Origin of the sequence: Nocardioides coralli (genome assembly GCF_019880385.1) — a bacterium.
Taxonomy (GTDB): Bacteria; Actinomycetota; Actinomycetes; order Propionibacteriales; family Nocardioidaceae; genus Nocardioides; species Nocardioides coralli.
Window position 1 is genome coordinate 751,714 of the sequence record NZ_CP082273.1, and the last position, 23,842, is coordinate 775,555.

20 protein-coding genes and 1 tRNA gene are annotated in these 23,842 nt (G+C 72.7%); 13 read left to right on the forward strand and 8 right to left on the reverse strand.

The features are described 5' to 3' along the window. The first annotated feature begins 71 nt into the window (after nucleotides 1–71). Nucleotides 72–1,406 carry a hypothetical protein gene (locus K6T13_RS03715; protein WP_222897189.1) on the forward strand — a complete coding sequence of 445 codons (1,335 nt, stop codon included), beginning with the start codon at nucleotides 72–74 and terminating at the stop codon, nucleotides 1,404–1,406. Between the two features lie 63 nt (nucleotides 1,407–1,469). Here K6T13_RS03715 and K6T13_RS03720 read toward each other — a convergent pair whose 3' ends face one another. From K6T13_RS03720 to K6T13_RS03745, 6 genes are all read right to left on the reverse strand, one after another. Continuing rightward, nucleotides 1,470–2,768, reverse strand: coding sequence for a hypothetical protein (locus K6T13_RS03720; protein ID WP_222897190.1), 1,299 nt, complete (start codon nucleotides 2,766–2,768; stop codon nucleotides 1,470–1,472). A 130-nt stretch (nucleotides 2,769–2,898) separates the two neighbouring features. Then, on the reverse strand, nucleotides 2,899–4,197 hold the full coding sequence (locus K6T13_RS03725; protein WP_222897191.1) for a delta-60 repeat domain-containing protein: 1,299 nt from the start codon (nucleotides 4,195–4,197) through the stop codon (nucleotides 2,899–2,901). Nucleotides 4,198–4,314: 117 nt separating this feature from the next. Next, nucleotides 4,315–5,598 carry a hypothetical protein gene (locus K6T13_RS03730; RefSeq protein ID WP_222897192.1) on the reverse strand — a complete coding sequence of 428 codons (1,284 nt, stop codon included), beginning with the start codon at nucleotides 5,596–5,598 and terminating at the stop codon, nucleotides 4,315–4,317. Between the two features lie 103 nt (nucleotides 5,599–5,701). Beyond that, nucleotides 5,702–7,123 carry a sugar transferase gene (locus tag K6T13_RS03735; RefSeq protein ID WP_222897193.1) on the reverse strand — a complete coding sequence of 474 codons (1,422 nt, stop codon included), beginning with the start codon at nucleotides 7,121–7,123 and terminating at the stop codon, nucleotides 5,702–5,704. A gap of 383 nt (nucleotides 7,124–7,506) precedes the next feature. Then, nucleotides 7,507–8,199: a response regulator gene (locus K6T13_RS03740; RefSeq protein WP_222897194.1), complete on the reverse strand. Its 693-nt coding sequence runs from the start codon at nucleotides 8,197–8,199 to the stop codon at nucleotides 7,507–7,509. Further along, nucleotides 8,174–9,631 carry a sensor histidine kinase gene (locus K6T13_RS03745; RefSeq protein WP_222897195.1) on the reverse strand — a complete coding sequence of 486 codons (1,458 nt, stop codon included), beginning with the start codon at nucleotides 9,629–9,631 and terminating at the stop codon, nucleotides 8,174–8,176. Before K6T13_RS03745 ends, K6T13_RS03740 begins: the two co-directional genes overlap by 26 nt. Before the next feature lie 568 nt (nucleotides 9,632–10,199). Between K6T13_RS03745 and K6T13_RS03750 the strand changes: the two genes are divergently transcribed. Then, complete coding sequence (locus tag K6T13_RS03750; RefSeq protein ID WP_222897196.1) at nucleotides 10,200–10,862, forward strand: helix-turn-helix transcriptional regulator; 663 nt, start codon at nucleotides 10,200–10,202, stop codon at nucleotides 10,860–10,862. 3 nt (nucleotides 10,863–10,865) lie between these two features. Here the strand turns inward: K6T13_RS03750 and K6T13_RS03755 are convergent, their stop codons facing one another. Beyond that, entirely contained in the window at nucleotides 10,866–11,855 is a 990-nt protein-coding gene (locus K6T13_RS03755; protein ID WP_222897197.1) for a lytic transglycosylase domain-containing protein, read from the reverse strand. A 77-nt stretch (nucleotides 11,856–11,932) separates the two neighbouring features. Here K6T13_RS03755 and mfd point away from each other — a divergent pair, with 77 nt between their 5' ends. From mfd to K6T13_RS03770, 3 genes are read left to right on the forward strand one after another with little or no spacing between them, the layout of a single operon-like run. Then, nucleotides 11,933–15,481, forward strand: a complete 3,549-nt coding sequence (gene mfd, locus K6T13_RS03760) for a transcription-repair coupling factor (protein ID WP_249423919.1) — start codon at nucleotides 11,933–11,935, stop codon at nucleotides 15,479–15,481. Continuing rightward, nucleotides 15,478–16,164 (forward strand): hypothetical protein, encoded by a 687-nt coding sequence (locus K6T13_RS03765; protein ID WP_222897198.1) that lies wholly within the window; start codon nucleotides 15,478–15,480, stop codon nucleotides 16,162–16,164. The genes mfd and K6T13_RS03765 overlap by 4 nt, the downstream gene beginning before the upstream one ends. A gap of 22 nt (nucleotides 16,165–16,186) precedes the next feature. Further along, a complete protein-coding gene (locus tag K6T13_RS03770; protein WP_222897199.1) occupies nucleotides 16,187–16,810 on the forward strand; it encodes a nucleoside triphosphate pyrophosphohydrolase in 624 nt (207 codons plus the stop codon). Nucleotides 16,811–16,820: 10 nt separating this feature from the next. Here the strand turns inward: K6T13_RS03770 and K6T13_RS03775 are convergent, their stop codons facing one another. Beyond that, a complete protein-coding gene (locus K6T13_RS03775; RefSeq protein WP_222897200.1) occupies nucleotides 16,821–18,269 on the reverse strand; it encodes an Nramp family divalent metal transporter in 1,449 nt (482 codons plus the stop codon). 280 nt (nucleotides 18,270–18,549) lie between these two features. Between K6T13_RS03775 and eno the strand changes: the two genes are divergently transcribed. From eno to K6T13_RS03815, 8 genes are all read left to right on the forward strand, one after another. Next, nucleotides 18,550–19,827 carry a phosphopyruvate hydratase gene (gene eno / locus K6T13_RS03780; RefSeq protein ID WP_222897201.1) on the forward strand — a complete coding sequence of 426 codons (1,278 nt, stop codon included), beginning with the start codon at nucleotides 18,550–18,552 and terminating at the stop codon, nucleotides 19,825–19,827. Nucleotides 19,828–19,846: 19 nt separating this feature from the next. Further along, nucleotides 19,847–20,404, forward strand: a complete 558-nt coding sequence (locus tag K6T13_RS03785) for an FtsB family cell division protein (RefSeq protein ID WP_222897202.1) — start codon at nucleotides 19,847–19,849, stop codon at nucleotides 20,402–20,404. A gap of 17 nt (nucleotides 20,405–20,421) precedes the next feature. Further along, nucleotides 20,422–20,922: a DUF501 domain-containing protein gene (locus tag K6T13_RS03790; protein WP_222897203.1), complete on the forward strand. Its 501-nt coding sequence runs from the start codon at nucleotides 20,422–20,424 to the stop codon at nucleotides 20,920–20,922. Continuing rightward, nucleotides 20,915–21,835 carry a Ppx/GppA phosphatase family protein gene (locus tag K6T13_RS03795; protein WP_222897204.1) on the forward strand — a complete coding sequence of 307 codons (921 nt, stop codon included), beginning with the start codon at nucleotides 20,915–20,917 and terminating at the stop codon, nucleotides 21,833–21,835. The genes K6T13_RS03790 and K6T13_RS03795 overlap by 8 nt, the downstream gene beginning before the upstream one ends. After that, nucleotides 21,832–22,650, forward strand: a complete 819-nt coding sequence (locus K6T13_RS03800; protein WP_222897205.1) for a uracil-DNA glycosylase — start codon at nucleotides 21,832–21,834, stop codon at nucleotides 22,648–22,650. Before K6T13_RS03795 ends, K6T13_RS03800 begins: the two co-directional genes overlap by 4 nt. A gap of 4 nt (nucleotides 22,651–22,654) precedes the next feature. After that, nucleotides 22,655–23,182, forward strand: a complete 528-nt coding sequence (locus K6T13_RS03805) for a glycine cleavage system transcriptional repressor (RefSeq protein ID WP_249423920.1) — start codon at nucleotides 22,655–22,657, stop codon at nucleotides 23,180–23,182. Further along, entirely contained in the window at nucleotides 23,179–23,736 is a 558-nt protein-coding gene (def, locus tag K6T13_RS03810) for a peptide deformylase (protein ID WP_249423921.1), read from the forward strand. Before K6T13_RS03805 ends, def begins: the two co-directional genes overlap by 4 nt. Before the next feature lie 23 nt (nucleotides 23,737–23,759). Beyond that, nucleotides 23,760–23,833: transfer RNA gene (locus K6T13_RS03815), tRNA-Leu, on the forward strand. The last annotated feature ends 9 nt before the right edge of the window (nucleotides 23,834–23,842 follow it).

The following is a 23,842-nucleotide window of genomic DNA, read 5'->3' on the forward strand; positions in this document are numbered from 1 at the left end:
GACGAATCCAGGCAAATCGGGTTAGCCTCGTCCCGATTCGTTCGCCGGGGGGCTGACACGAGGAGAGTTCCGTGACCCCCCAGACCCCCCTCACCCGACGTGCCCTGCTCTCGTCCTCCGCCCTGGCCGGAGCCGGTGCGCTCACCGTGATCCCGGGCGCCACGACGTCCTCGGCGGTGCCCACCCGGACGCCGCAGCGGGCCGACGCGCTCGTCGAGTCCTTCGGCATCGTGGTCCACCTCAACTGGCACAACAGCGTCTACGGCAAGCACGGCCGCGTGATCGACTGGCTGGAGCGGCTCGGCACCCGCCACGTCCGCACCCGGGTCGGTCCCAACGCCGACGCGCTCGACGCCATGGCCGAGCTGGCCCGCCGCGGGATCAGGGTGCAGGGCACGTGCGGCCTGTTCGGCGAGCCGCAGTCGATGAACGAGATCATGCGAGCCGTCGACCGTCGGTTCAAGAGGCCGGGACGCGTCTTCGACGCCTTCGAGGGCATCAACGAGCCGAACAACGACGGGGTGCCGTGGATCGCCGAGACCCGAGCCCGCACCAAGGAGCTCTACGAGGCGCGGCGTCGTTACGGCCTCGGCTACATCCCGATCGTGGCGCCGGCACTGGCCCGCGTGACCCGGGGCGGGGTGCAGGGCAGCACGACGCTGCAGCAGGCCCGCAACCTCGGCAGCCTCGAGCGATGGGTCGACATCGGCAACATGCACGTCTACCCCCAGGGGAAGGCGCCCAGCGAGGACATCGGCCACCTGCGCAAGTGCGCGCGCATCGTGTCCGGCCAGGGACCCGTCATGTGCACCGAGGGCGGCTACTTCACGGCCATGGGCTACCGGGGCCCCTCCAACCCGGTGCCGCACCACGTGGCGGCGGCGTACGCGCCGCAGGCGATCCTCGAGCACTGGCTGGCCGGGACCCAGCGCTTCATCCGCTACGAGCTGCTCGACGAGCCCGACGCCGACCGCAAGGACCGCGAGGGCACCCTGGGGACCATCCGGACCAAGGGCGGCGACTGGCGCCCCAAGCAGGACTTCAAGCCGGTCCGGAGACTGCTGCACAAGTTCGCGGACCCCGGCAACCAGAACTTCCCGCGCAGGCCGCTCGGGATGGCGCTCCACGACGCCCCCAAGAACCTGCGGGTCGCGACCTTCGTCAAGCGGGACGGCACCCACCTGGTGGCCCTGTGGCTGGATCGCAACATCTATGACCCGAACCGGCGCCGGATGCTGGTGAAGAACCTCAAGGAGCCCATGAACGACGTGGTGGTCGCCTTCGACGGGCGCCGCGACCTGACGGTCGAGCGGCTGGTCGACGCGAGCTACCGGCGCCGGTACGACGGGGTGACCCGTCGCCGCATCGGGCTGAGCGCGGGGGTCACGATCCTCACGATCCGGTGAGGTGAGGACCGGGCGGCGCGCGGTGGGGGCGCGCCGCCCGTCCCCAGGCCTTCGTCGCCGGGCCTACGGCAGGGCCGCGAAGCGGATGCCGCGGTGGTAGCGGCCGCCCCAGCGCACGCCGTCGGTGGCGAACCAGACCCCGTGCTCGGTCGGCACGATGTCGAAGCCGCCGGACTGCTGCGGCATGACCGGGTTCCAGTCCAGCGCCATGCCCGTCTCGGGGTCGATGGCGCCACCGCCACGTCGTTCCTTGGCGCCGACCCCCGCGGCGTTGAAGACGTAGGGCTCGTTGTTGTCCAGCCAGCGCGAGTGACCCTGGGTGTAGATCGCGGCGTCGGTGGCGGCAACGGACTTCACCGAGTCCCCACCCGTGTAGTTGATCCAGGTCGGCACCGTCGGGTCGAGCTCGTCGGTCTCGAACCTGGCGATGCTGTCGCACAGCTGCCGTCCGTACTGTCCCGGCTGGTAGCGGAAGCCGAACGCGGCGACGGCGAACCACGAGCTGTCGGGGGAGAAGTCGACGTCCTGGATGTAGGACTGCGTGACGCGCCGGCTCGAGCTGCAGTCGATGCCGTTCGGCTCGTAGTTCCACGGCGACAGGGTCGTGGTGCTCGGGCCGAGGTCGAGGAGGAACATCCGCGGCTTGTCGACACCGTCCACGGTCAGGAAGTTGCCGACGGCGGCGAGGTGCTCGCCGTCGCTGCTGATGTCGAACTTGAACACCTGCGCCGCGTTGCTGTTGGGCAGTCGGCCCCCGACGGCATGGTCGAGGTAGCGGGTGCGCCGACCGGTGTCCGGGTTCAGCGACATGAGACGACGCCGGAAGCTGCCGGCTGCCACCAGGTGACCCTGGTGGAACTCCAGGTCGGTCACCCGCTTGCCGCGGTAGGGCGGGTTGAAGTCCGGGTCCAGGGCGCCGGTGGCGAGGTCGAGCTTGGCCAGTGCCGGCCGCGGCTGGCCGTCGACGTTGCGGAAGCCGCCGCCGAGCCAGACCGAGGTCCCGTCGGAGACGACCGCCCAGACGGGTCCGTCGACCTCGGGCGCGAAGCTGGTGCTGATGGCGCCGGTGCGTGCGTCGAAGGCGAAGACGTTGCGGCGTGGGTACTGGCGGGTCCGGTCGCCGTTCTCGACGGTGCGGAACCGGCCACCGGCCACCATCATGGTGCCGGCCTCGCCGATCGTGTAGGCCACGGGCTTCCGGGCCCCGGGCGTCGTGGCGATCATCGGCACCCATCGCTCGGCTGTCTCGCTGACGGCCGTGCCGTGGACGTGGTCGGACCCCGTCGCCGGCAGCGTTCCCGCGAGACAGAGCGCGCTGGCGGTGGTCAGGGCGACGAGCGCGCTCGCGGTCCTGCGATTCATGGTGAGTTCCCCCTGTGGGTGCGGCCCCATCCCCACGGGTCCGCTCGCTAGGTTCCTTCGACCCTAGGAAGGGGCTGCAGGGGGAGCATCACCACATGTGGGTAAGGGCCACCCCCGTCGAGTGCCCGGTCTAGGGCAGCGCCGCGAAGCGGATGCCGCGGTGGTAGCGGCCGCCCCATCGGATGCCGTCGGTCACGAACCAGACGCCCTCGGCCGTGGGCAGGATGTGGAAGCCGCCGGACTGCTGGGGCATGACGGGGTTCCAGTCGTGCGCCATCCCGGTCACCGGGTCGATCGCCCCTCCGCCGGGTCGCGACTTCGCACCCGGTCCCTCGACGTTGAAGATGTTGGGGGCGTTGTTGTCGAGCCATCGCGAGTGGCCCTGCGTGTAGATCGCGGCGTCCGTGGCGGCGACGGACTTCACCGAGTCCCCGCCGGTGTAGTTGATCCAGGTCGGCACCGTCGGGTCGAGCTCGTCGGTCTCGAACCGGGCGACGCTGTCGCAGAGCTGGGAGCCGTGCTGCCCGGGCTGGTAGCGGAAGCCGAAGGCGGCGACGGCGAACCACGAGCTGTCGGGGGAGAAGCCGACGTCCTGGATGTAGGACTGGGTCACCCGTCGGGTCGAGCTGCACGGGATGCCGTTCGGCTCGTAGTTCCACGCCGACACCGTCGAGCCCGTCGTGCTGAGGTCGAGCAGGAACATCCGCGGGCGCTCGGCCCCGTCGACGGTCCAGAAGTTGCCCACCGCGGCGAGGTGCTGGCCGTCGCTGCTGATGTCGAACTTGAAGACCTGCGGCGAGTTGCTGTTGGGCAGCCGCCCCTCGATCGCGTTGCCGATGTAGCTGGTGGCACGACCGGTGTCCGGGTTGAGCGACATCAGCCGGCGCGGGATGGTGCCGGCGATGACGAGGTGACCGCGGTGCATCTCCATGTCGGTGACACGGCCGCGCCGGAAGGACGGGTTGAACGTGGTGTCGAGCGTCCCGGTGGCGAGGTCCAGCTTGGCGACCGCAGCGCGCGGCTGGCCGTTGACGGTGGTGAAGCCGCCGCCGATCCACACCCAGGTGCCGTCGGAGACGATGCTCCAGACCGGCCCGTTGACGTCGGGCCGGAAGCCGGTGCTCACCGCACCGGTGTCGGCGTCGAACGCGAACACGTTGCGACGGTTGTACTGGGTGGTTCGGGTGCCGTTCTCGACGGTCTGGAAACGGCCGCCCACGACCATCTGGTCACCGGCCTCCCCGATGCCGTAGGCCACCGGCTTCGCCGCGCCAGGCGTGGTCGCGATCATCGGGACCCAGCGCTCGGCGGTCTCGCTCACGACGCCGCCGTGGGCGTGGTCGGAGCCGGCCGCCGGCGTCGAGGTCCCCAGGGCCACGGCGCCTGCCGTGGTCAGGGCGACGAGCACGGCACAGGTCCTGCGGTTCATGGCTGTTCCCCCACCTCGTACGCGGCCCAACCCCCACCGGTGCCGCTCCTGACGTGAGCGTAGGGAGCCGCACCGGGGGCGGCATCACCACTAGTGGGTAACGCCTGGGCGCCGGCCTCACGGCAACGCCGCGAAGCGGATCCCCCGGTGGTAGCGACCGCCGAAGCGGACGCCGTCGGTCACGAACCACACGCCCTCGGCCGTCGGCAGGATCTGGTAGCCCCCGGACTGCTGGGGCATCACCGGGTTCCACGACAGCGCGAGACCGGTGACCGGGTCGACCGCGCCACCACCCGGCCGCTCGACCGACCCCGGACCGGGCCGGTCGAACGCGTCGGGGTTGTCGAGCCACCGCGAGTGGCCCTGCACGTAGACGGCCGCGTCGGTGGCCGCCACCGACTTCAGGGAGTCGCCGCCGGTGTAGTTGAGCCAGGTCGGCTCGAACGGGTCGAGCTCGTCGGTCTCGAAGCGCGCGACGCCGTCGCACAGCTGGCGGCCCTTCCAGTCCGGCTGGTAGCGGAAACCGAAGGCGGCCACCGCGAACCACGAGCTGTCCGGCGCGAAGTCGACGTCCTGGATGTAGGCGATGGCGTTGCGGCGCGTGGAGGTGCAGCTGACGCCGTTCGCCTCGTAGTTCCACGGCGACAGGGCCGAGCTGGTGTCGCCGAGGTCGAGGAGGAACATCCGCGGCCGGTCGGCGCCGTCGACGGTCAGGAAGTTGCCGACGGCGGCGAGGTGCTCGCCGTCGCTGCTGATGTCGAACTTGAAGACCTGCGCGGAGTTGCTGTTGGGCAGCCGCCCGCCGACCTGGTGGTCCAGGTACGTCGTGCGCCGACCTGTCACCGGGCTCAGCGACATGATCCGTCGGGGGATCGTGCCGGCCACGACGAGGTGGCCGTCGTGCAGCTCCATGTCCGTCACCCGCGCTCCCCGGAACGGCGCTGCGAACGTCGGGTCGAGCGCTCCTGTGGCCAGGTCGAGCTTGGCGACCGTCGAGCGCGGCTGCCCGTTGACGTTGCGGAAGGCCCCGCCGAGCCACACCGAGGTGCCGTCGGAGACGGCACTCCAGACGATGCCGTCCACGTCCGGTGCGAAGGTGGGGCTGATGGCCCCGGTGCGGGCGTCGAAGGCGAAGACGTTGCGTCGGGTGAGCTGCTGGGTGCGGTCGCCATTCTCCACGGTGCGGAACCGGCCGCCGACCACCATCTCGTCTCCGGCCTCGGCCACGGTGTAGGCGATCGGCTTCGGCTGGCCGTCGGTGGTGGCGATCATCGGTACCCACCGCTCGGCCTGCTCACCGACCACGCCGCCATGGACGTGGTCGGACCCCGTGGCCGGCACGGACGCGAGCGCCGCCACGCAGGCGGCGGCCACGGAGACTGTCAGGGTCCTGCGCATCATGTGTGGTTCCCCCCACCCGGGCGACGCACCCACCAGCGTCGCGATGGCAGGACGGTAGGGATCGTGACACGGGCCGGGCATCGCCCGTTGTGGGTAACGCGTCTCAGTAGGCGCCGCGGTGCCCCACGACGGCCCGCACCGTGCGGCCCAGGATCGCGGCGTCCATCGGCAGCGACCAGTTGTCGACGTAGCTCAGGTCGAGCCGCACCGACTCCTCCCAGGACAGGTCCGACCGTCCCGAGACCTGCCACAGGCCGGTGAGACCCGGCTTGACCGCGAGCCGGCGGCGCGGGTCGTGGTCGTACTGCTCGACCTCGCTGGGCAGCGCCGGCCGGGGCCCGACGAGAGACATGTGACCGCACACGATGTTCCAGAGCTGCGGCAGCTCGTCGACGGAGTACCGACGCAGGACCGCCCCCAGCGGTGTCACCCGAGGGTCGCTGCGCAGCTTGAACAGCACGCCGTCCGCCTCGTTGCGGTCGGCCAGCGCATCGACTGCCTGCTCGGCGTCACAGCACATGGTGCGGAACTTCAGCATCGTGAACTCGCGTCCGTCGCGGCCCACCCGGCGCTGCCGGAACAACGCCGGGCCGGGGGAGTCCCGGCGGACCAGCAGTCCCACCACGAGCAGGGCCGGCGCCAGCAGCACCAGGGCGCAGGCGGCGGCAACCCGTTCGGCCACGTCCTTGAGGAACCGGCAGCAGCCGCGTCCGGCGGCCGGGCGCACGTGCACCGCGCCCATGCCACCCGCGCGGACGGTGGTGGTGCGGGACGGGGCGACGTCGATCAGCCCCGTCCCGACGTACAGCTCCAGCTGGTGGCTCGCGGCCGCCCACGCGAGCCGGCGGATGGTGGTCGGCGTGAGGCCCGGGCCCGGAACCACCAGCAGGGCGTCCGCACCCTGGGCGAGGGCCAGTGCCGTGGGTCCCTCCGCCTCGGCCTCGGTGACCGGTCCGTGGACGTCCTCGCCCTCCCGGGTCAGCCAGGTGGCGACCACGTGGCACCGCTGCGGATCGCGAGCCAGCTCGTCCAGCGCGCGCTCGACATCAGCAGGAGCGCCCGCGACGACGAGGCGTACGCCGCGCTCGCCCAGCCACCCCGCCATGAGCACCGTGGCCGCCGAGGCGGCGACGACAGCGGCGACCGGGGCGACGAGACCGTCGAGCAGGGCGATGCCGAGCCCGGACCCCACCCAGCAGCCGAGCCCGACCACCGCACCGGCGTGGACGACCGGGCGCAGCCGGCTCAGGGTGCTCGCCAGGGGGCGCTCGGCCCAGCAGCCGAGGGCCGCCAGCAGCGCCGGCCAGGTGAGCAGGAGGCCGGCCGCCGCCAGCGGCTCGGGGTGGACACCTGCCGGCCACGTGGCGGCCAGCGCCGCGGACGCCGCCAGCAGGTGGATCAGGGGCTCCACACGGAGCCGGGGCAACCGCGTGACCCTCCCGGCCGCGGCCGGGGTCGCCGCCGACACCTGCTGGCCGACCTCCTGGCGGAGGTCCCCCAGCAAGGGTGCAGCGATCTGCGTCATCGGTTTCAGTTCCCCCCGGAACAGCAGCGCATCGGTGTCGCCGCACGTCGTTCCGTGCAGCGTAGGAACACGCGTTTGCACCGGACATGCCACAAATGAGGGAAAGGGTCGAGAACGCCTGAGCGCTCCCCACAATTGGGGATTCCCAACTCCACGGCGGCCCGGGGAGGGTGGTCTGCAGGGCCCCTCGGGACCCGCTGACGGCTCACCAGCCGCCCTCACCGCCCGGGCTGGGGAGGGTGGCCGTGGCCGAACCCTCTGGAGACCCCCCGCCCGGAGGCGAGGTGGCGGCCAGGGCCCGGCGCTGTCGGGTGCCTCAACGACCGGGACCGGTGCTGGACGGCTGGTGAGTCCTGGCGTGACCGCGGTGCCGGCGGCGGCCGCTACGGAGTGGGGGGTCGCCACCCCACCTTGTGGGCGAGGCCGACGGCTGCGAGCTGGGAGGACACCTCGAGCTTGGCCAGGATCGACTTGATCTGGGTCCGCACGGTGGCCTCGGAGACGACGCTGGCGCGCGAGATGTCCCGCACCGTGTTGCCCTCCATCAGGTTGCCGAGCACCTGGCGCTCCCGGCCGGTCAACCGCTCGAGACGCAGGTGCAGCTCCTCCTGGTCCTCCCGGTCGCGGTGCCAGGCGGTGAGCAGCCGCTCCCGCTCCTCGCGGTCGATGACCGGCAGGCCCTGGTTCAGCCGACGGACGGTGGCCATGATCTCGTTGAGCGGGCGGGTCTTGCTGAGCACCTTGCGCGCCCCGTAGCGCAGGCACTGGCCCCACCGGCTCTCGTCGGGCGAGGCCGTCACCACGACCACCCAGATCCCGGCCCGTGCGAGCGGCGCGATGATGCGCACGCCGTCGCCGAAGTGCCCGAGGTCGAGGTCCAGCAGCACGATCCGCGGGTGCAGCCGGACGATGGCGGACACCAGCGCCGCCTGTGAGCCGCGCATCTCCGAGACCGCCATCCGGCGTACGTCGTAGCCCTCCATCGACAGGGCGAGCTCGAGGGACTCGGCGAAGAGCGTGTGATCCTCGACGATGAGGATCCGCAGGCTGCTACGCGCGCGCGCGGGAGGCGCCATGCCCGGCCCTCTCGTAGGGGAGACGGAGGACGAAGGTGGCGCCACAGCCGGGGGTGGACAGGATCCGCAGAGACCCCCCGAGGTCCTCGACGAGCCGCCTCGCGACGTTGAGGCCGATGCCCTGACCGCGCGAGGCCGGTCCGCGCTCCCCCCACTCGAACAGGCGCGCCGAGACCTCCCGGGGGATGCCGGGCCCGAGGTCGGAGACCGTGAGCTCCACCGCTGCGCCGATGTCACGGGCAGCGACCCTGACCGGCGAGCCCGGGGCGTGCTGGGCGGCGTTCTCCAGCAGCGTCGTCACGACCTCGGTGATGTCGTCCGCGCGGCCACGCACCAGGTGCCCGGTCGGCGTCCAGTCGACCTGGCGCCCGAGCACGCGCTGCGCCACCACCACGGGTTCGATCGCCTGGTCGAGGTCGACCGGCCCGACCGGGGTCACCCGGGGTCCGCGGGTCGCCAGCCCACCGAGGCGCGCGATCTCCGCCTCCACCATCCGTTCGAGCTGCGCCCGCCGGTCCGGCGAGAGCCGGGTGCCGTCGTGGATGAGCTCGCTGGCGGTGACGATCCCGGCGATCGCGGCGTCCATCTCGTGCAGCCGCTCCCGGTCCAGCCGGTTGCGTTCCTCGACGTCGGCGACCCGCCGACTCAGCTCCGTGACGGTGCTCGTGCTGTCACGGATGGTCAGCCGGAGCACCGCGCTCGCCGCGACGCAGAGCAGCACCGCGAAGAGCAGGTCGGTGAGGATCGACACGACCGCGAATCCGACACCCTCGCCCCCCTGGTGGACGACGAGCTGGTTGAGGCCGAGCAGGACCACGGCGGTGACGATGCGGATCCGCGCCCACGCGGGCACCGGCACCAGGGTGGCCGCGGCGACGGCGAACGCGATGTAGAGCAGGGCCATGCCCGCCCCCGCGAAGATCAGGATGCCGAGCACCGCCGCCGGGTAGCCGCGGCCCGACTCGACCATCCCGATCCGGAACGCCGAGAAGACGACACCCAGGCAGACCCCGAGCAGCAGCGGGTCCAGCTGCGGCGGCACCGCGCGTCCCCACCACAGCATCGCGACGACGGTCGCCGTGAACAACAGGTCGGTGACCAGCAGGGTCGTCGAGTGGTCGACGAGCCCGGGCCCGTGCGCGAGCCGCAGCGCGGCGAACGAGAACCCCTTGATGGCCAGGGCGACGAACGCGGCCGCCAGCCAGGCCTGGCCCGGTTCGCCGGTCAGCCGCCACGCGAAGTAGAGACCGAGCGCGGCCGCCAGCACGACGGGATGCACCACCAGGCTTCCGATGCCCGCGGCGTCCTCGACGTTGCGCGTCTCCGGCGCGAGCCAGAACGCCACGAGAGCCGGCGTCACGCACACGAGCGCGACGAGCAGTGTCCCGTGCCACCCCCACACCCCATCAGGGATGCGAAACTTCCCCATCATGGTCCGCCCCCCCGGGATCCATGTACATGATCCGAACCAGACGTCGGCTCAGGACGGTTGATCCCCCCGGTGGACCCTCCCGTCGCGAGCCGCCCCTACGCCTGGCTCGGCGATGACTCCATAGGGAAGCGTAGGACCCCGGCGTGGCGCAAGTGCCAACCGGGTCCTGGCCTATACCAGAAATTGGGGAGGATCCATGGGCGACACTCCGGGTGAGCCCACCAGTCGCGACCGACCGTCGTGCCCCTGGGTGCCGTTAGGGGCTGGGAGGGGCGTGGTGCCCCGGCCATGGTGGGGGCCTGGCTCGGGACCGCGTCCTCCCGGACTGTCGTGACGGGCGACTGGTGGGCCCTGTGGGCGTTGGGGGCCCACATCCAACGATGGTCCATCCGCGCCGCCGATCCCATCCCCAAATGTAGGTGAGTCGCTGGACTGGTCCGCGACCCGGCGCGAAGCGGCGACACGATGACGTGTCGGCCACGGGCGCCCGTGTCGCGGGCGCGCCAGCCCGGGCCGCGAGGGGGAGGCAAGCATGCCGGGATCGACGGGTAGGCCCCGCGTCGCCGTGGTGTCGCCGCTCTACCTGGTCTCGGACGCGGTGGCGAGCGCCCTCGGGGGCCACGACTACGAGGTCGAGACGCCGGTCTGGCCCGGTGGGCGGCGTACCCGCAGCCACACCGCGAGGCTGGACGACGTCGAGGCGGACGTGGGCCTGCTCATGACCGACCTGGTGCCTGCTCCCCGGCTGCGGGAGGCCACCGAGTGCCTCAGGACCCTCGACCTGCCCTGGCTCCTCCTCACCGGGACGCCCTCGGGCCCCCTCTGGGGTGCCGTGCTCGACGTGGGGGTGCAGGGCATCATGCCCAGCTCGACCGGCCTCGCCGACGTCGTGGAGGCGCTGGACCGGCTGCTGGCCGGGGAGACCCTCGTCAACGACCAGGAGCGCACCGAGCTGGTCGAGGAGTGGCATCGCTCCCAGTCGCGCAAGGACGGCCTGGTCGAGCGGGTGCACTCCCTGACGCCGCGGGAGCGGACGGTGCTCCGGATGCTCTACGCCGGTCAGGGCGTGGGCCAGATCTCCGACGCGCTCAACGTCTCGGAGGCCACGGTCCGCAGCCACGTGAAGTCCGTGCTGCACAAGTTCCGCGTGAACTCCCAGCTCGACGCGGTGGCGGTGCTGGGCTGGTTGCGGGACGACCCCGAGTCGCTGGACTGGTGGGAGAGCGCCTGAGCCTCAGCCGCGCCGCGCGAGGAACTGCCGTACCGGCACGGGGCGCTTCTCGGCGTACCCCTCCGGCAGCCAGATGCTCCCGTGCCGGGTGAGGTAGTGCACCTGCCAGGCGTGGTAGCCGAGGAAGGACCGAGGGTGCCGCTTCATGACCTCCGCGTGCAGCGTCACCCCACGGACGTACGCCGGGTGGTTGTTGTAGCGGTAGAGGGCACCGGCCCGGTCGCCTGCGAAGTCGTTGGCTCGCAGCATCCGGCCGGCCGCGAGGATCGCGTCGCGGGGATCCTCGACGTCGCCCCCCGCGCCGTAGATGTCCCAGGTGGTGGGGATGAACTGCATCGGGCCCTGGGCGCCCGCCACCGAGGTCCCCTCGATGCGCCCGAAGGCTGTCTCGACCAGATGGATCGCCGCGAGGTACTCCCACTCCACGCCGAACCGCCGCTCGGCCGCCCGGTAGAGCCGGCGCAGCCGTCCGGCGGGCAGGGGCTCCACGATGCGCCAGGCCGGGAGCTCGTCGGCGAGGTCCCGGTCACGCGTGGCGTGCATCGACCGGAATGCCCGCCGGGCGGCCACGTTGTCGGCGGCCCGCCTCCGAAGCGGCCGGGGCAGCAGGGAGCGCACCCGCGCGTCCCAGGCCGGGCGGTCGGCCAGCGTCCGGTAGGCCACCTGCTGCGCGTGCCCGGCCAGCGCCAGGTCCTCCGCGTTCGTGGCGGGGTCGGCGATCACCCGCTCGGCCACCCGGATCTGGGTGGCCGCCTGACGCGCGGTGGACGGGCGGCGCGGCGCTCCGGAGCGGGTCCTCCGGAGCACGTCCTCCAGTCCCTCGGAGACCTTCGCGCCGCCGTCGTCGGGCCGTGCGGTGGGTGCGGGATCCGGGACGCCGGTGGGCCCGGTGGTCGAGGCCGGCCCGGTGGCCGGTTGCGAGCAGCCGCCGAGGAGCAGGCCGGCCAGCGCCAGGCCGGAGACGGTGCGTCGGGACCTCCGCAGGGACCTCACGAGGCCACCGTAGACTCGCGGGCAACACCCCCCGTCGCACCCGGCCGGGGGTCGGACGTGCGCCCGGAAGGTGACCCGTGACCCTCACCCATCTCACCGACGCGGTGCTCGCCGAGCCCACGCTGGCCCAGGCGATGACCGACGCGAAGGGCGGCGCCGTCGCCGCGCTCGACCTCACCGGCCCGGCCGGCCTGCGCCCGTTCGTGGTGGCCGGGCTGCTGCGTCAGGACCGCACCGTCCTCGCCGTCACCCCGACGGCCCGCGAGGCCGAGGACCTCGTGGCGGCACTCGGCGACGTCGTGGACCCCGACGAGGTCGCCTACTACCCGAGCTGGGAGACGCTGCCGCACGAGCGGCTGAGCCCCCGCAACGACACCGTCGGCCGGCGGCTGGCGGTGCTGCGTCGGCTCCGCCACCCGGGCACCGCCGCCGGGCAGGGACCGCTGCGGGTCGTGGTGGCCCCGGTGCGGTCGCTGCTCCAGCCGCAGGTCGCCGGGCTCGGCGACCTGGCGCCGGTCGAGCTCGTCGCGGGCGACACCGTGCCGCTGGAGGACGTGGTGACACGGCTCGCCGGCGCGGCGTACTCCCGCGTCGACCTCGTCGAGAAGCGCGGCGAGTTCGCGGTCCGCGGTGGCATCGTCGACGTCTTCCCGCCGACGGAGGAGCACCCGCTCCGGGTGGAGTTCTGGGGCGACGACGTCGAGGAGATCCGGAGCTTCGCGGTCGCCGACCAGCGGACCCTCGAGCAGGTCGACCGGCTCTGGGCACCGCCGTGCCGTGAGCTGCTCCTCACCGAGGACGTACGCCGCCGGGCGGCCGCGCTCGGCGAGGCGCACCCGCAGCTGGTCGAGCTGACCGACAAGATCGCCGCCGGCATCGCCGTGGAGGGCATGGAGTCGCTGGCGCCGGTGCTGGTGGACGAGATGGAGCTGCTCGTCGACCTGCTGCCGGTCGACACGCACGTCCTCGTGCTCGACCCGGAGCGGGTCCGGGCCCGTGCCCACGACCTGGTCGCCACCAGCGAGGAGTTCCTCGGCGCCAGCTGGGCCGCCGCGGCCGGGGGCGGGCAGGCACCGATCGACCTGGGCGCTGCGTCCTACCGCGAGCTGGGCGAGGTCCGGGAGCACGTGCTGGGCCGTGAGCAGGCCTGGTGGAGCGTCAGTCCCTTCGGGCTCGGCGACGAGGGCGTCGAGGTCGACGCCGACGCGGTCGACTCACGGCTGCTGCCGGCGAAGGCGGCCGAGCTCTACCGCGGCGACCTCGAGCGCGCCATCACCGACGTCCGCGGCTGGCTGGCAGACCAGCACCGCGTGGTGGTCGTCCACCCCGGCCACGGTCCGGCCGAGCGGCTGGTCGAGGTGCTCGCCGACCACGACGTGCCCGCCGCCCTGGTGGCACCGGAGGAGCTGGAGCCTCGGCCGGGCGTCGTGACGGTGACCACCGGCACGCTCGACCACGGTTTCGTCGACCCGTCGCTGCGGCTGGCCCTGCTCACCGGCGACGACCTGTCCGGGCAGAAGACCTCCACCCGCGACATGCGCCGGATGCCGGCCCGGCGGAAGAAGCAGATCGACCCGCTGGAGCTGACGGCGGGGGACTACGTGGTGCACGAGCAGCACGGCGTCGGCCGGTTCGTCGAGATGAAGCAGCGCGAGGTCGGCGGGGCCGTCCGGGAGTACCTCGTGCTCGAGTACGGCGCCTCGAAGCGCGGTGGCCCGCCGGACCGGCTCTACGTGCCGGCCGACGCGCTCGACCAGGTGACGCGGTACGTCGGCGGCGAGCAGCCCAGTCTCGACCGGCTCGGCGGCGCGGACTGGACGAAGCGGAAGAACCGGGCACGCAAGGCGGTGCGCGAGATCGCGGCCGAGCTGATCAAGCTCTACGCCGCGCGGCAGGCGACGCAGGGGCACGCCTACGGCCCCGACAGTCCCTGGCAGCGCGAGCTCGAGGACGCCTTCCCGTTCCAGGAGACCCCCGACCAGCTGAGCACGGTCGACGAGGTCAAGGCCGACATGCGGCGCACGGTGCCGATGGACCGGCTGGTGTGCGGCGACGTCGGCTACGGCAAGACCGAGATCGCGGTGCGGGCGGCCTTCAAGGCCGTGCAGGACGGCAAGCAGGTGGCGGTCCTGGTGCCGACCACGCTGCTGGTCACCCAGCACCTCTCCACCTTCGCCGAGCGGATGAGCGGGTTCCCGGTCACCGTGAAGCCACTGTCGCGGTTCCAGACCGACGCCGAGGCGCGGGAGGTCATCGCGGGTCTGGCCGAGGGCTCCGTCGACATCGTGGTCGGCACCCACCGGCTGCTCAACCCCGACATCCGCGTCAAGGACCTGGGGCTGATCATCGTCGACGAGGAGCAGCGGTTCGGCGTGGAGCACAAGGAGCAGATGAAGCGGCTCCGGACCTCGGTCGACGTGCTGTCCATGAGTGCCACCCCGATCCCGCGGACGCTCGAGATGGCCGTGACCGGGATCCGGGAGATGTCGACCATCACCACCCCGCCGGAGGAGAGGCACCCGGTGCTCACCTACGTCGGCGCCTACGAGGACCGCCAGGTCACGGCCGCCATCCGCCGCGAGCTGCTCCGCGAGGGCCAGGTGTTCTTCATCCACAACCGGGTCAGCTCGATCGAGAAGGCCGCCTCGCGGATCCGCGAGCTGGTCCCGGAGGCCCGTGTCGCGACGGCCCACGGACAGATGGGCGAGCACCAGCTCGAGCAGGTGATGCTCGACTTCTGGGAGAAGCGCTTCGACGTCCTGGTCTGCACGACCATCGTCGAGTCGGGGCTCGACGTCTCCAACGCCAACACCATGATCATCGAGCGGGCCGACACCCTCGGACTCTCCCAGCTCCACCAGCTGCGCGGCCGGGTCGGTCGCAGCCGGGAGCGCGCCTACGCCTACTTCCTCTACCCGGCCGAGAAGCCGCTCACCGAGACCGCGCACGAACGACTGGCCACCCTGGCCCAGCACTCCGACCTCGGTGGCGGCATGGCGATCGCGATGAAGGACCTCGAGATCCGGGGCGCCGGCAACCTGCTCGGTGGGGAGCAGTCGGGGCACATCGCCGACGTCGGCTTCGACCTCTACGTCCGGCTGGTCGGCGAGGCCGTGCAGGAGTTCAAGGGCGAGGCGGAGCCCGAGCTGCGCGAGGTGCGGATCGAGCTGCCCGTGGAGGCCCACCTGCCACACGACTTCATCCCGAGCGAGCGGTTGCGCCTGGAGATGTACAAGCGGCTGGCCGAGGTCCGCGCCGACGCCGACGTCGACGTGCTGCTCGAGGAGATGCAGGACCGGTACGGCGAGCCGCCGGAGCCGGTCGCGGCGCTGCTGCTGGTGGCTCGCTTCCGTGCCCGCGCGCGTCAGGCCGGGGTCGGCGAGGTCACGGTCGCCGGCCGCAACGTGCGGTTCGCCCCGGTGGAGCTGCCGGAGTCGCGCGTGGTCCGGCTGCAGCGGCTCTACCCGAAGAGCATCGTCAAGAGCCAGCTCGGCACGGTCCTGGTGCCCCGGCCGGGGACCCCGGGGGCGACGGGCCGTCCGCTGGAGGGAGTGGCCCTGCTTGAATGGGCCCGCGGCGTGATCGACTCCGTGATCGACCCGCAGGAGCAGAAGGAGAAGTCGTGAGCAAGACCCGTGGCCGCTTCCGGGGCGCCCTCGTCGTGGGCGTCGCCGCCCTCACCCTGACCGGATGCGCCGGCGCCGGGATGCACCCGGGCGTGGCGGTCCAGGTGGGCGAGGAGTCGATCACGATGGCCGAGGTCGACGAGATCGCGGTCGACTTCTGCGACGCGGTGACCCCGCAGCTGGAGCAGCAGGCCGAGACCGTGCCCAACGCCTACTTCCGCGGAGGCATCGCCGGCACCCTCGCCCTGCGCTCGATCGCCGACCAGGTCGCCGAGGACTACGGCATCACGCTCGACGGCGAGGACTACACGGCCCAGCTGGCGCAGATCCGTCGGGGCGTGGCCGGACTGCCCGAGGAGGTCCGTGAGTCGGTGCTCGTGGTCGACTCAGCGCCCCTCTACGTGGAGGAGGTGCAGGCGTCGGTCGGCGAGGTCGTGCTGGAGGGCGAGGGCGACCGGCAGGCGTTCCTGGCCGCGGGGCAGGAGGAGTTCGCGACCTGGGTGGCCGAGAACGAGGTCGAGTTCGACCCCTCGCTCAACACCGTCGCGGGCGAGGGCACCATCCGGAACGAGGACCGCTCGCTCTCCTTCGCCGTCAGCGAGACCGCCCGCAGCGGCAACGCCGCGGAGCCCAACGCCGTGCTCGCCCGACGGCTCCCCTCCACCCAGCGCTGCGGTCGCTGAGCCCGGCGGCGGTCCTCGTGGCATGAGCGGCGACCGGGACGTCCTCGAGTTCCTCGCCGTGGTGCGGAGGCTCCGGGCCGAGTGCCCGTGGAAGGCCGCGCAGACCCACCGCTCGCTGGCCCGCTACCTCCTCGAAGAGTGCCACGAGACCCTGGAGGCGCTCGACACGGGCGACGCCGTCCATCTCCGTGAGGAGCTGGGGGACCTGTTGCTGCAAGTGTTCCTGCACGCCGCCATCGCCGAGGAGACCGGCGAGTTCACGATGGCCGACGTCGCCGCGGACGTCACGGCCAAGATGGTCCGGCGCAACCCGCACGTCTTCGGTGACGTCGACGCCGCGGGCCTCGACCCCGCTGCGGTCAACGAGGTGTGGGAGGCGCGCAAGGCCGAGGAGAAGCGGCGTACGTCGGTGACCGAGGGCCTGGCCCCCGGGCTCCCCGCGCTGCTCTACGCCGACAAGGTGCTCGACCGGCTGCGCCGAGCGGGCGGGGGCGGCGCGCCCACCTCGACCGGTGACCCGGCGGGCGACGGGATCGGCGAGCGGCTGCTGGCCCTGGTCGCCGAGGCGCGCGAGCAGGGAGCGGACCCCGAGCAGGAGCTGCGCGACGCCGTGCGCCGGCTGGTGGCGCTGCGGGACGGCGACTGACCCGGCGCCGTCAGAGCAGCTGGCCGACCTGGTCCCAGAGCAGGATTGCGGAGAAGAAGCCGTAGAACACGACGGCCCACACGATCGCGCCCAGGCGGACGCCGGACAGTCCGATCTCCCGGGGGAGCACGCCCCGGTTCAGCTTGAGCAGCAGCGCGCTGTAGATGAACATCACGATCCCGTTGAGCGCCGAGGCGATCACGAGCAGCAGCAGCGGCTGGTCGACGCCGAGCAGCAGGATGACCGACCCGAAGAGGATCATCGCCCACACGGTGACGAAGTAGAGCCGGCTCTCGCTCCACCGCTGGCTGTCGCGCAGGGCTCCCGTGCGCAGCACGTCGGCCGTCAGGCGCGCGACCATGTCGAGGACCGCCAGGTTGGTGGAGAAGAGGACCGCGGTGCCGATCAGCCAGAACACGGTGCTCAGCCAGCCACCCACCGCCGAGCCGAGCGCGTCACCCTGCAGCCGGATGAAGTCGAGGCCCTCCGCGTCGGTGCCCGTGCCGACGGTGACGAACGTCAGGGTCATGAACACCAGCAGGGACACCCCGCCGATCAGCAGGAAGGTGAGCTGCTGCTCCCGGTCGGCCACCCGCCACCAGCCCTGCCAGCGCCGGAGGTTCTCGGCGTCCCGGCGGAAGAAGTAGCCGGTGGTCGGGCTGGCCTCCTCGCGGCCGGTGAACGGCGAGACGACCCGCGGCATCCGGGCCCCCATGCCCAGCCCCTTGTCGCGCACCCAGTTGGACTGGACGAGGTTCATGATGCCGCCGGCTCCCGCGAAGGCGATCGCACCCAGTAGCGGCGCCGCGCCGATGGTGGCGGCCGCGTCGGGGATGTCGCCGACCGCCGTGAAGCCGCCGGCCAGCTCGGCGTAGCCATCACCCCCGATGAGCGTGAGCGCGGCGTACACCACGAAGCCGACGATGAGCGCGACCATGAAGAACTGGATCTTCTCGACAGTGCTGTAGACGACCGGGGAAGCGGTGAGCACGACGCCGATGAGGACGAGGACGCCGATGGTCGCGAACGGGATGACCTCCTCGGAGAAGCCGAACACGAACGAGAGCGTGGTCGTGCCACCGGTCGCCCAGCCGGGCCACATCCAGGCCAGCACCGCCATCGCCACGAACAGCAGGCCCCAGGGCCGCCACAGCCGGGTGAAGCCGGTGACCGCCGTCTCGCCGGTGGCGAGCGTGTAGCGCTCGATCTCCATGTTGAGGAAGTACTGGGTCGTCACGCCCAGCACGACCAGCCAGACGAGCACCAGACCGACCTGGGAGGCGATGGAGGGCCAGAGGATGTACTCCCCGGACCCGATCGCGCCGGCGAGCAGCAGCACGCTCGGACCCACGACCCGGCGGAGCGGGGCCGGTTCGGGCAGGTCGGCGTAGTGGACGGGTGGGACGTTGGTGTGGGGGATCTCGGTGGCGATCTCGCCGACCCCGGTGGTCTCCTGCATCGAGCGGCACTCCTCTGTGCGACCTGCGGCCCGGGTGAGTGCTCCCTCGCGTCGAGGGCCACCCGAGTGGCAGGCGTCCCGGGAGGGACAACCCTCGACATTCCCGGCTCGAAGGTAGTCAGGTGTCGCGCCCGGGTCAACGGGCCGGTCGACGGCCCGGTTCGACGGCCCGGGTCGACGGCTCGGGAGTCGTCCCGCGGGGAGGGACGCCGCGCGCCCGTCGGGCGGGCCGCCACTAGGCTGGCCGCGCAGCAGCTGACCTCGACCCAGGAGAGACACCGTGGCATCCATCGCAGCCGTCGGCGCCCGCGAGATCCTCGACTCGCGCGGCAACCCCACCGTCGAGGTCGAGGTGGTGCTCGACGACGGGACGTACGCCCGCGCCGCCGTCCCGAGCGGTGCCTCCACCGGTCAGTTCGAGGCGGTGGAGCTGCGCGACGGCGGCAAGCGCTACGGCGGCAAGGGCGTGGCGAAGGCGGTCTCGGCCGTGGTCGGCAAGCTCGGCCCGGCCCTCGAGGGCCTCGAGGCCGACGACCAGCGGCTCGTCGACCAGGCGATGCTCGACCTCGACGCGACCCCCAACAAGGCCTCCCTCGGGGCCAACGCGATCCTGGGCACGTCGCTCGCGGTGGCCCGGGCCGCCGCCGACTCCGCCGGCCTGCCGCTGTTCCGCTACGTCGGTGGGCCCAACGCCCACCTGCTGCCGGTGCCGATGATGAACATCCTCAACGGTGGGGCCCACGCCGACACCAACGTCGACGTGCAGGAGTTCATGATCGCGCCGATCGGTGCCGCGACGTTCCGCGAGGCCCTGCAGCAGGGCGCCGAGGTCTACCAGGCCCTCAAGGCGGTGCTGAAGAAGAAGGGGCTCGCCACCGGCGTCGGCGACGAGGGCGGCTTCGCGCCTGACCTCTCCTCCAACCGCGACGCCCTGGACCTGATCGCCGACGCGGTCAAGTCCGCCGGCTTCAAGCTGGGCAAGGACATCGCCCTCGCCCTCGACGTGGCAGCCACCGAGTTCTACGAGAAGAAGTCCTATGTCTTCGAGGGCAAGAAGCGCTCGGCCGAGGACATGGCGCACTACTACGCCGACCTGGTCTCGGCCTACCCGATCGTCTCGATCGAGGACCCCCTCGACGAGGAGGACTGGGACGGGTGGCGCGCCATCACAGAGCTGCTCGGCGACCGGACCCAGCTCGTCGGCGACGATCTGTTCGTGACCAACGTCGAGCGGCTGCAGCGCGGCATCGACGGCGGCCAGGCCAACGCCCTCCTCGTGAAGGTCAACCAGATCGGCTCGCTCACCGAGACCCTCGACTCGGTCGACCTCGCCCACCGCAACGGCTTCCGCTGCATGATGAGCCACCGGTCCGGCGAGACCGAGGACACCACCATCGCCGACCTCGCGGTCGCCACGAACTGCGGCCAGATCAAGACGGGTGCGCCGGCGCGGTCGGAGCGGGTCGCCAAGTACAACCAGCTGCTGCGCATCGAGGACGAGCTCGGTGACGCGGCGCGGTACGCCGGCGCGGGCGCGTTCCCCCGGTTCAGCCGCTGAGCCCACTACCGTTGGCCCGGTGAGCGAGCGACGAGCCGGGCGGCAGACGCGGGGGCCGGCCGGGCCCCGTCGCCCCGCGCGTCGGGGTCAGGAACGGGCAGCGGCCCGGACCCGTGCCACGACGACCGGCGAGACTCGGCGCCGGCCGCGGCTCACCGGCCGCGCGGCGGTCCTGGTCCTGGTGCTGGCGGTGCTCGCCGTCTCCTACGCCTCCTCGCTCAAGGCCTACCTGGTGCAGCGCGCCCACATCGCCGACCTCAAGGCCGAGATCGCGGAGACGTCGGCCGACATCGACGAGCTGGAGCGCGAGAAGCGCCGCTGGCGCGACGACGCGTTCGTGCGGGTGCAGGCCCGCGAGCGGTTCGGCTACGTGATGCCCGGTGAGACCGCCTACGTCGTCCTCGACGAGGACGGGGAGCCGGTCGAGAGCCGGGCGGAGCTCCACGACCCCGCCGAGGTGCTGGCCGAGCCGCCCACGCCGTGGTGGGAGGATGCGTGGGAGTCGGTGGAGCTCGCCGGCTCGCCGCCGCGCCACGACCCGCCGCCGGCCACCGACCTGGAGGCACCGAAGGATTGAGCCCGGATGAGCCCACGATGACCACCGTCGACCCCGCCGACGAGGCGGCGATCGAGCGGCAGCTGGGGCGCCCGCCCCGGGCGATCGCCGGGATCGGTCACCGCTGCGGGTGCGGGCTGCCCGACGTCGTCACGACCGAGCCACGCCTGCCCGGCGGGACCCCGTTCCCGACCACGTACTACCTGACCTGTCCGCGGGCCGCCTCACGCATCGGCACGCTCGAGGGCTCCGGCCTGATGAAGGAGATGGAGGGCAGGCTCGGCGCCGACCCGGCGCTGGCCGCCGCCTACCGGGCGGCCCACGAGGCCTACCTCGAGGACCGGGCCGGGCTCGGCGACGTCCCCGAGATCGACGGGATCTCCGCCGGCGGCATGCCCGACCGCGTCAAGTGCCTCCACGTGCTGGCCGCCCATGCCCTGGCCGCCGGCCCGGGGGTCAACCCGTTGGGTGACGAGGTGCTGGAGTCGCTCGGGGAGTGGTGGGCGGAGGGTCCCTGCGTCGCCCCCACCGATGGGTGACGCGGTCGCCGCGATCGACTGCGGCACCAACACGGTCAAGCTGCTCGTCGGCAGCTTCGCGGGCGACGGGCTCGACGTCGTCGAGCGGAGGTCGGAGGTGGTGCGCCTCGGGCAGGGCGTCGACGCGACGGGTCGACTGGGCGAGGAGGCGCTGGCACGCACCTTCGCCGCGCTCGACGACTACGCCGGTCTCGTCCGGGCCCACGGGGTCCCCCCGGAGCGGATCCGCTTCTGCGCGACCTCCGCGACCCGCGACGCCGCCAACGCCGCGGAGTTCGCGTCCGGGGTCCACGCCCGCCTCGGGGTGAGCCCGGAGGTCCTCTCCGGCGACGAGGAGGCCGCGCTGGCCTTCGCCGGAGCGATGCGCGGCGTGGGCCACGCCACGGCTCCCCTGCTCGTGCTCGACGTGGGCGGTGGCTCCACCGAGGTGATCCTCGGCGACCGCGACGGTGTCCGGGTCGCCCGGTCGATGGACGTCGGCTCGGTCCGGCTCCACGAGCGCCACGTCCGTCACGACCCACCGACCGCGGCCGAGGTCGCCGCCGTCGCGGCCGACGTCGACGCCCACCTCGACGGGTGCGGCGTGCCGCTGGCGGAGGCCGCCACCGTCGTCGGGATCGCCGGGACCTGCACCAGCCTCGCCGCGGGGGTGCTGGACCTCCCGGCCTACGACCCTGCGGCGATCGACGGGTCGGCCCACGCGGTCGCCGAGGTCCGGGAGACCATCGACCGCGTGGTGGCGCTGACGGTCGACGAGCGGCGGGCACTGCCCTGGTTGCACCCCGGCCGGGCCGACGTGATCGGCGCCGGGCTCGTCATCGTCGAGCGGGTGCTCGCTCGCACCACGGTCGCCGAGCTCGTCGTCAGCGAGTCCGACATCCTCGAGGGGATCGCGTGGTCGCTGGCGCCGTGAGCCCGCTGCCGCACCCGGTCACGGGCCAGCTGTTCCCGTCACCGGTCCCGGCCGGGACCGGGTGGCCGGACGACCCGGCGCGACCGGACACGCCCGTCGCGCGCACCGCTGCCGGCGTACGCCGCCTGGCGGCCGGACCCGACCTGGCCTCGCTCGACGCGCGGGTGAGCGTCTGCTCGGCGTGCCCGAGGCTCGTCGGCTGGCGGGAGCAGGTCGCCCGGGAGAAGCGGGCCTCGTTCGCCGACCAGCCCTACTGGGGGCGGCCGATCGCCGGGTGGGGGTCGGCGACGCCCCGGATCCTCGTGGTGGGCCTGGCGCCGGCAGCCCACGGTGGCAACCGCACCGGCCGGGTCTTCACCGGCGACTCCAGCGGCGACTGGCTCTTCGCGAGCCTGAACCGCGTCGGCATCGCCACGCAGGAGACCTCCCGGCACGCCGGTGACGGGCAGCGCCTGGTCGAGGCCCGGATGGTCGCCACCGTGCGGTGCGCACCGCCACAGAACCAGCCGACCGTCGAGGAGCGCGACACGTGTGCGCCGTGGCTGGAGCGCGAGCTGCGGCTCGTGCTGCCGCACGTCCGGGTCGTGGTGGCGCTGGGGGGCTACGGCTGGGCCGCGTCGCTGCGAGGCCTCGAGAGCGCAGGGGTCGCCGTGCCGCGGCCGCGGCCCCGGTTCGGCCACGGCACCGAGGTCGGCCTCGACGGACTGACCCTGCTCGGGTGCTACCACCCGAGCCAGCACAACACCTTCACCGGGCGTCTCACGCCGGCCATGCTCGACGAGGTCCTCGGCCGGGCCCGCGCCCTGGCCCGGTGACAGGATGAGCGTCGTGACCCTCCACGCGATCACCGTCCTCGGCCACGACCGACCCGGCATCATCGCCGAGACCACGCGCGCGCTGGCCGGCCTGGGCCTCAACCTCGAGGACTCCACGATGACGTTGCTACGCGGCCACTTCGCGATGATGCTGGTCTGCGAGGGCACCGCCGGTGACGACGAGATCTCTTCCGCGCTCGCCCCGCTCGCCGAGGACGGCACCCTGACCGTGTCGGTCCGTGAGGTGCCGCAGGAGCACACCCCCGACACCGACGGGACCTCCTGGGTCCTCACCGTGCACGGCGGCGACCGGCCGGGGATCGTCTCCGCGGCCCTCGCACCGGTGGCCGCCGCGGGCGGCAACATCACCGACCTCACCACCCGGCTCGCCGGTGACCTCTACCTGCTCGTGGCTGAGCTCGACCTGCCCGCCGGAGCCGACGTCGACGCGCTCCGTGCAGAGGTCGACCACGCCGCCGGCGAGCTGGGCGTCGGCGCAACGCTGCGCGAGGCCGAGGCCGACGACCTGTGATCCCGCACCCCTCCGTGGTGGCCTGGTCGGAGGTCGGGCTCGGCGCCACCGGCGTCGTACGCCGGGTGCTGACCGCGCCCGACCCGGCGCTGGCCACGCCCGGGGAGCCCGTGGACCCCACGGCGCCTGACGTGCGCCAGCTGGCCGCGGATCTGGTGGCGACGATGCGGGTCTCTCCCGGGTGCGTCGGCCTCGCGGCCCAGCAGGTGGGGATCTCGGCACCGGTCTTCAGCGTCGACGTGTCGACCCACCCCAAGACCCGGACGCACCACGGCACGTTCGTGCTGTGCAACGCCGAGGTCGTCGCCGCCAGCCGCAACGAGCGGGCGCGCGAGGGATGCATGAGCGTGCCGCACCTGACCGGCGACGTGAAGCGAGCCACGCGGCTGGTGGTCCGCGGCCAGCTGCCGGGGTCGGGGGAGGAGGTCGAGCTCGAGACCGACGCGTTCGAGGCGCGGGCGCTGCAGCACGAGATGGACCACTGCGCCGGGCTGCTGTTCCTCGACCGGGTCGCCGGGGCGCATGCCGTCCACCCGCGCAAGACCTACCTATGATGCGAGGCGGCACAGCCAGGTCCGCCCCGGTATCCCAATCGGCAGAGGAGGTCGCCTTAAAAGCGACTCAGTGTGGGTTCGACCCCCACCCGGGGCACCCTGAGAA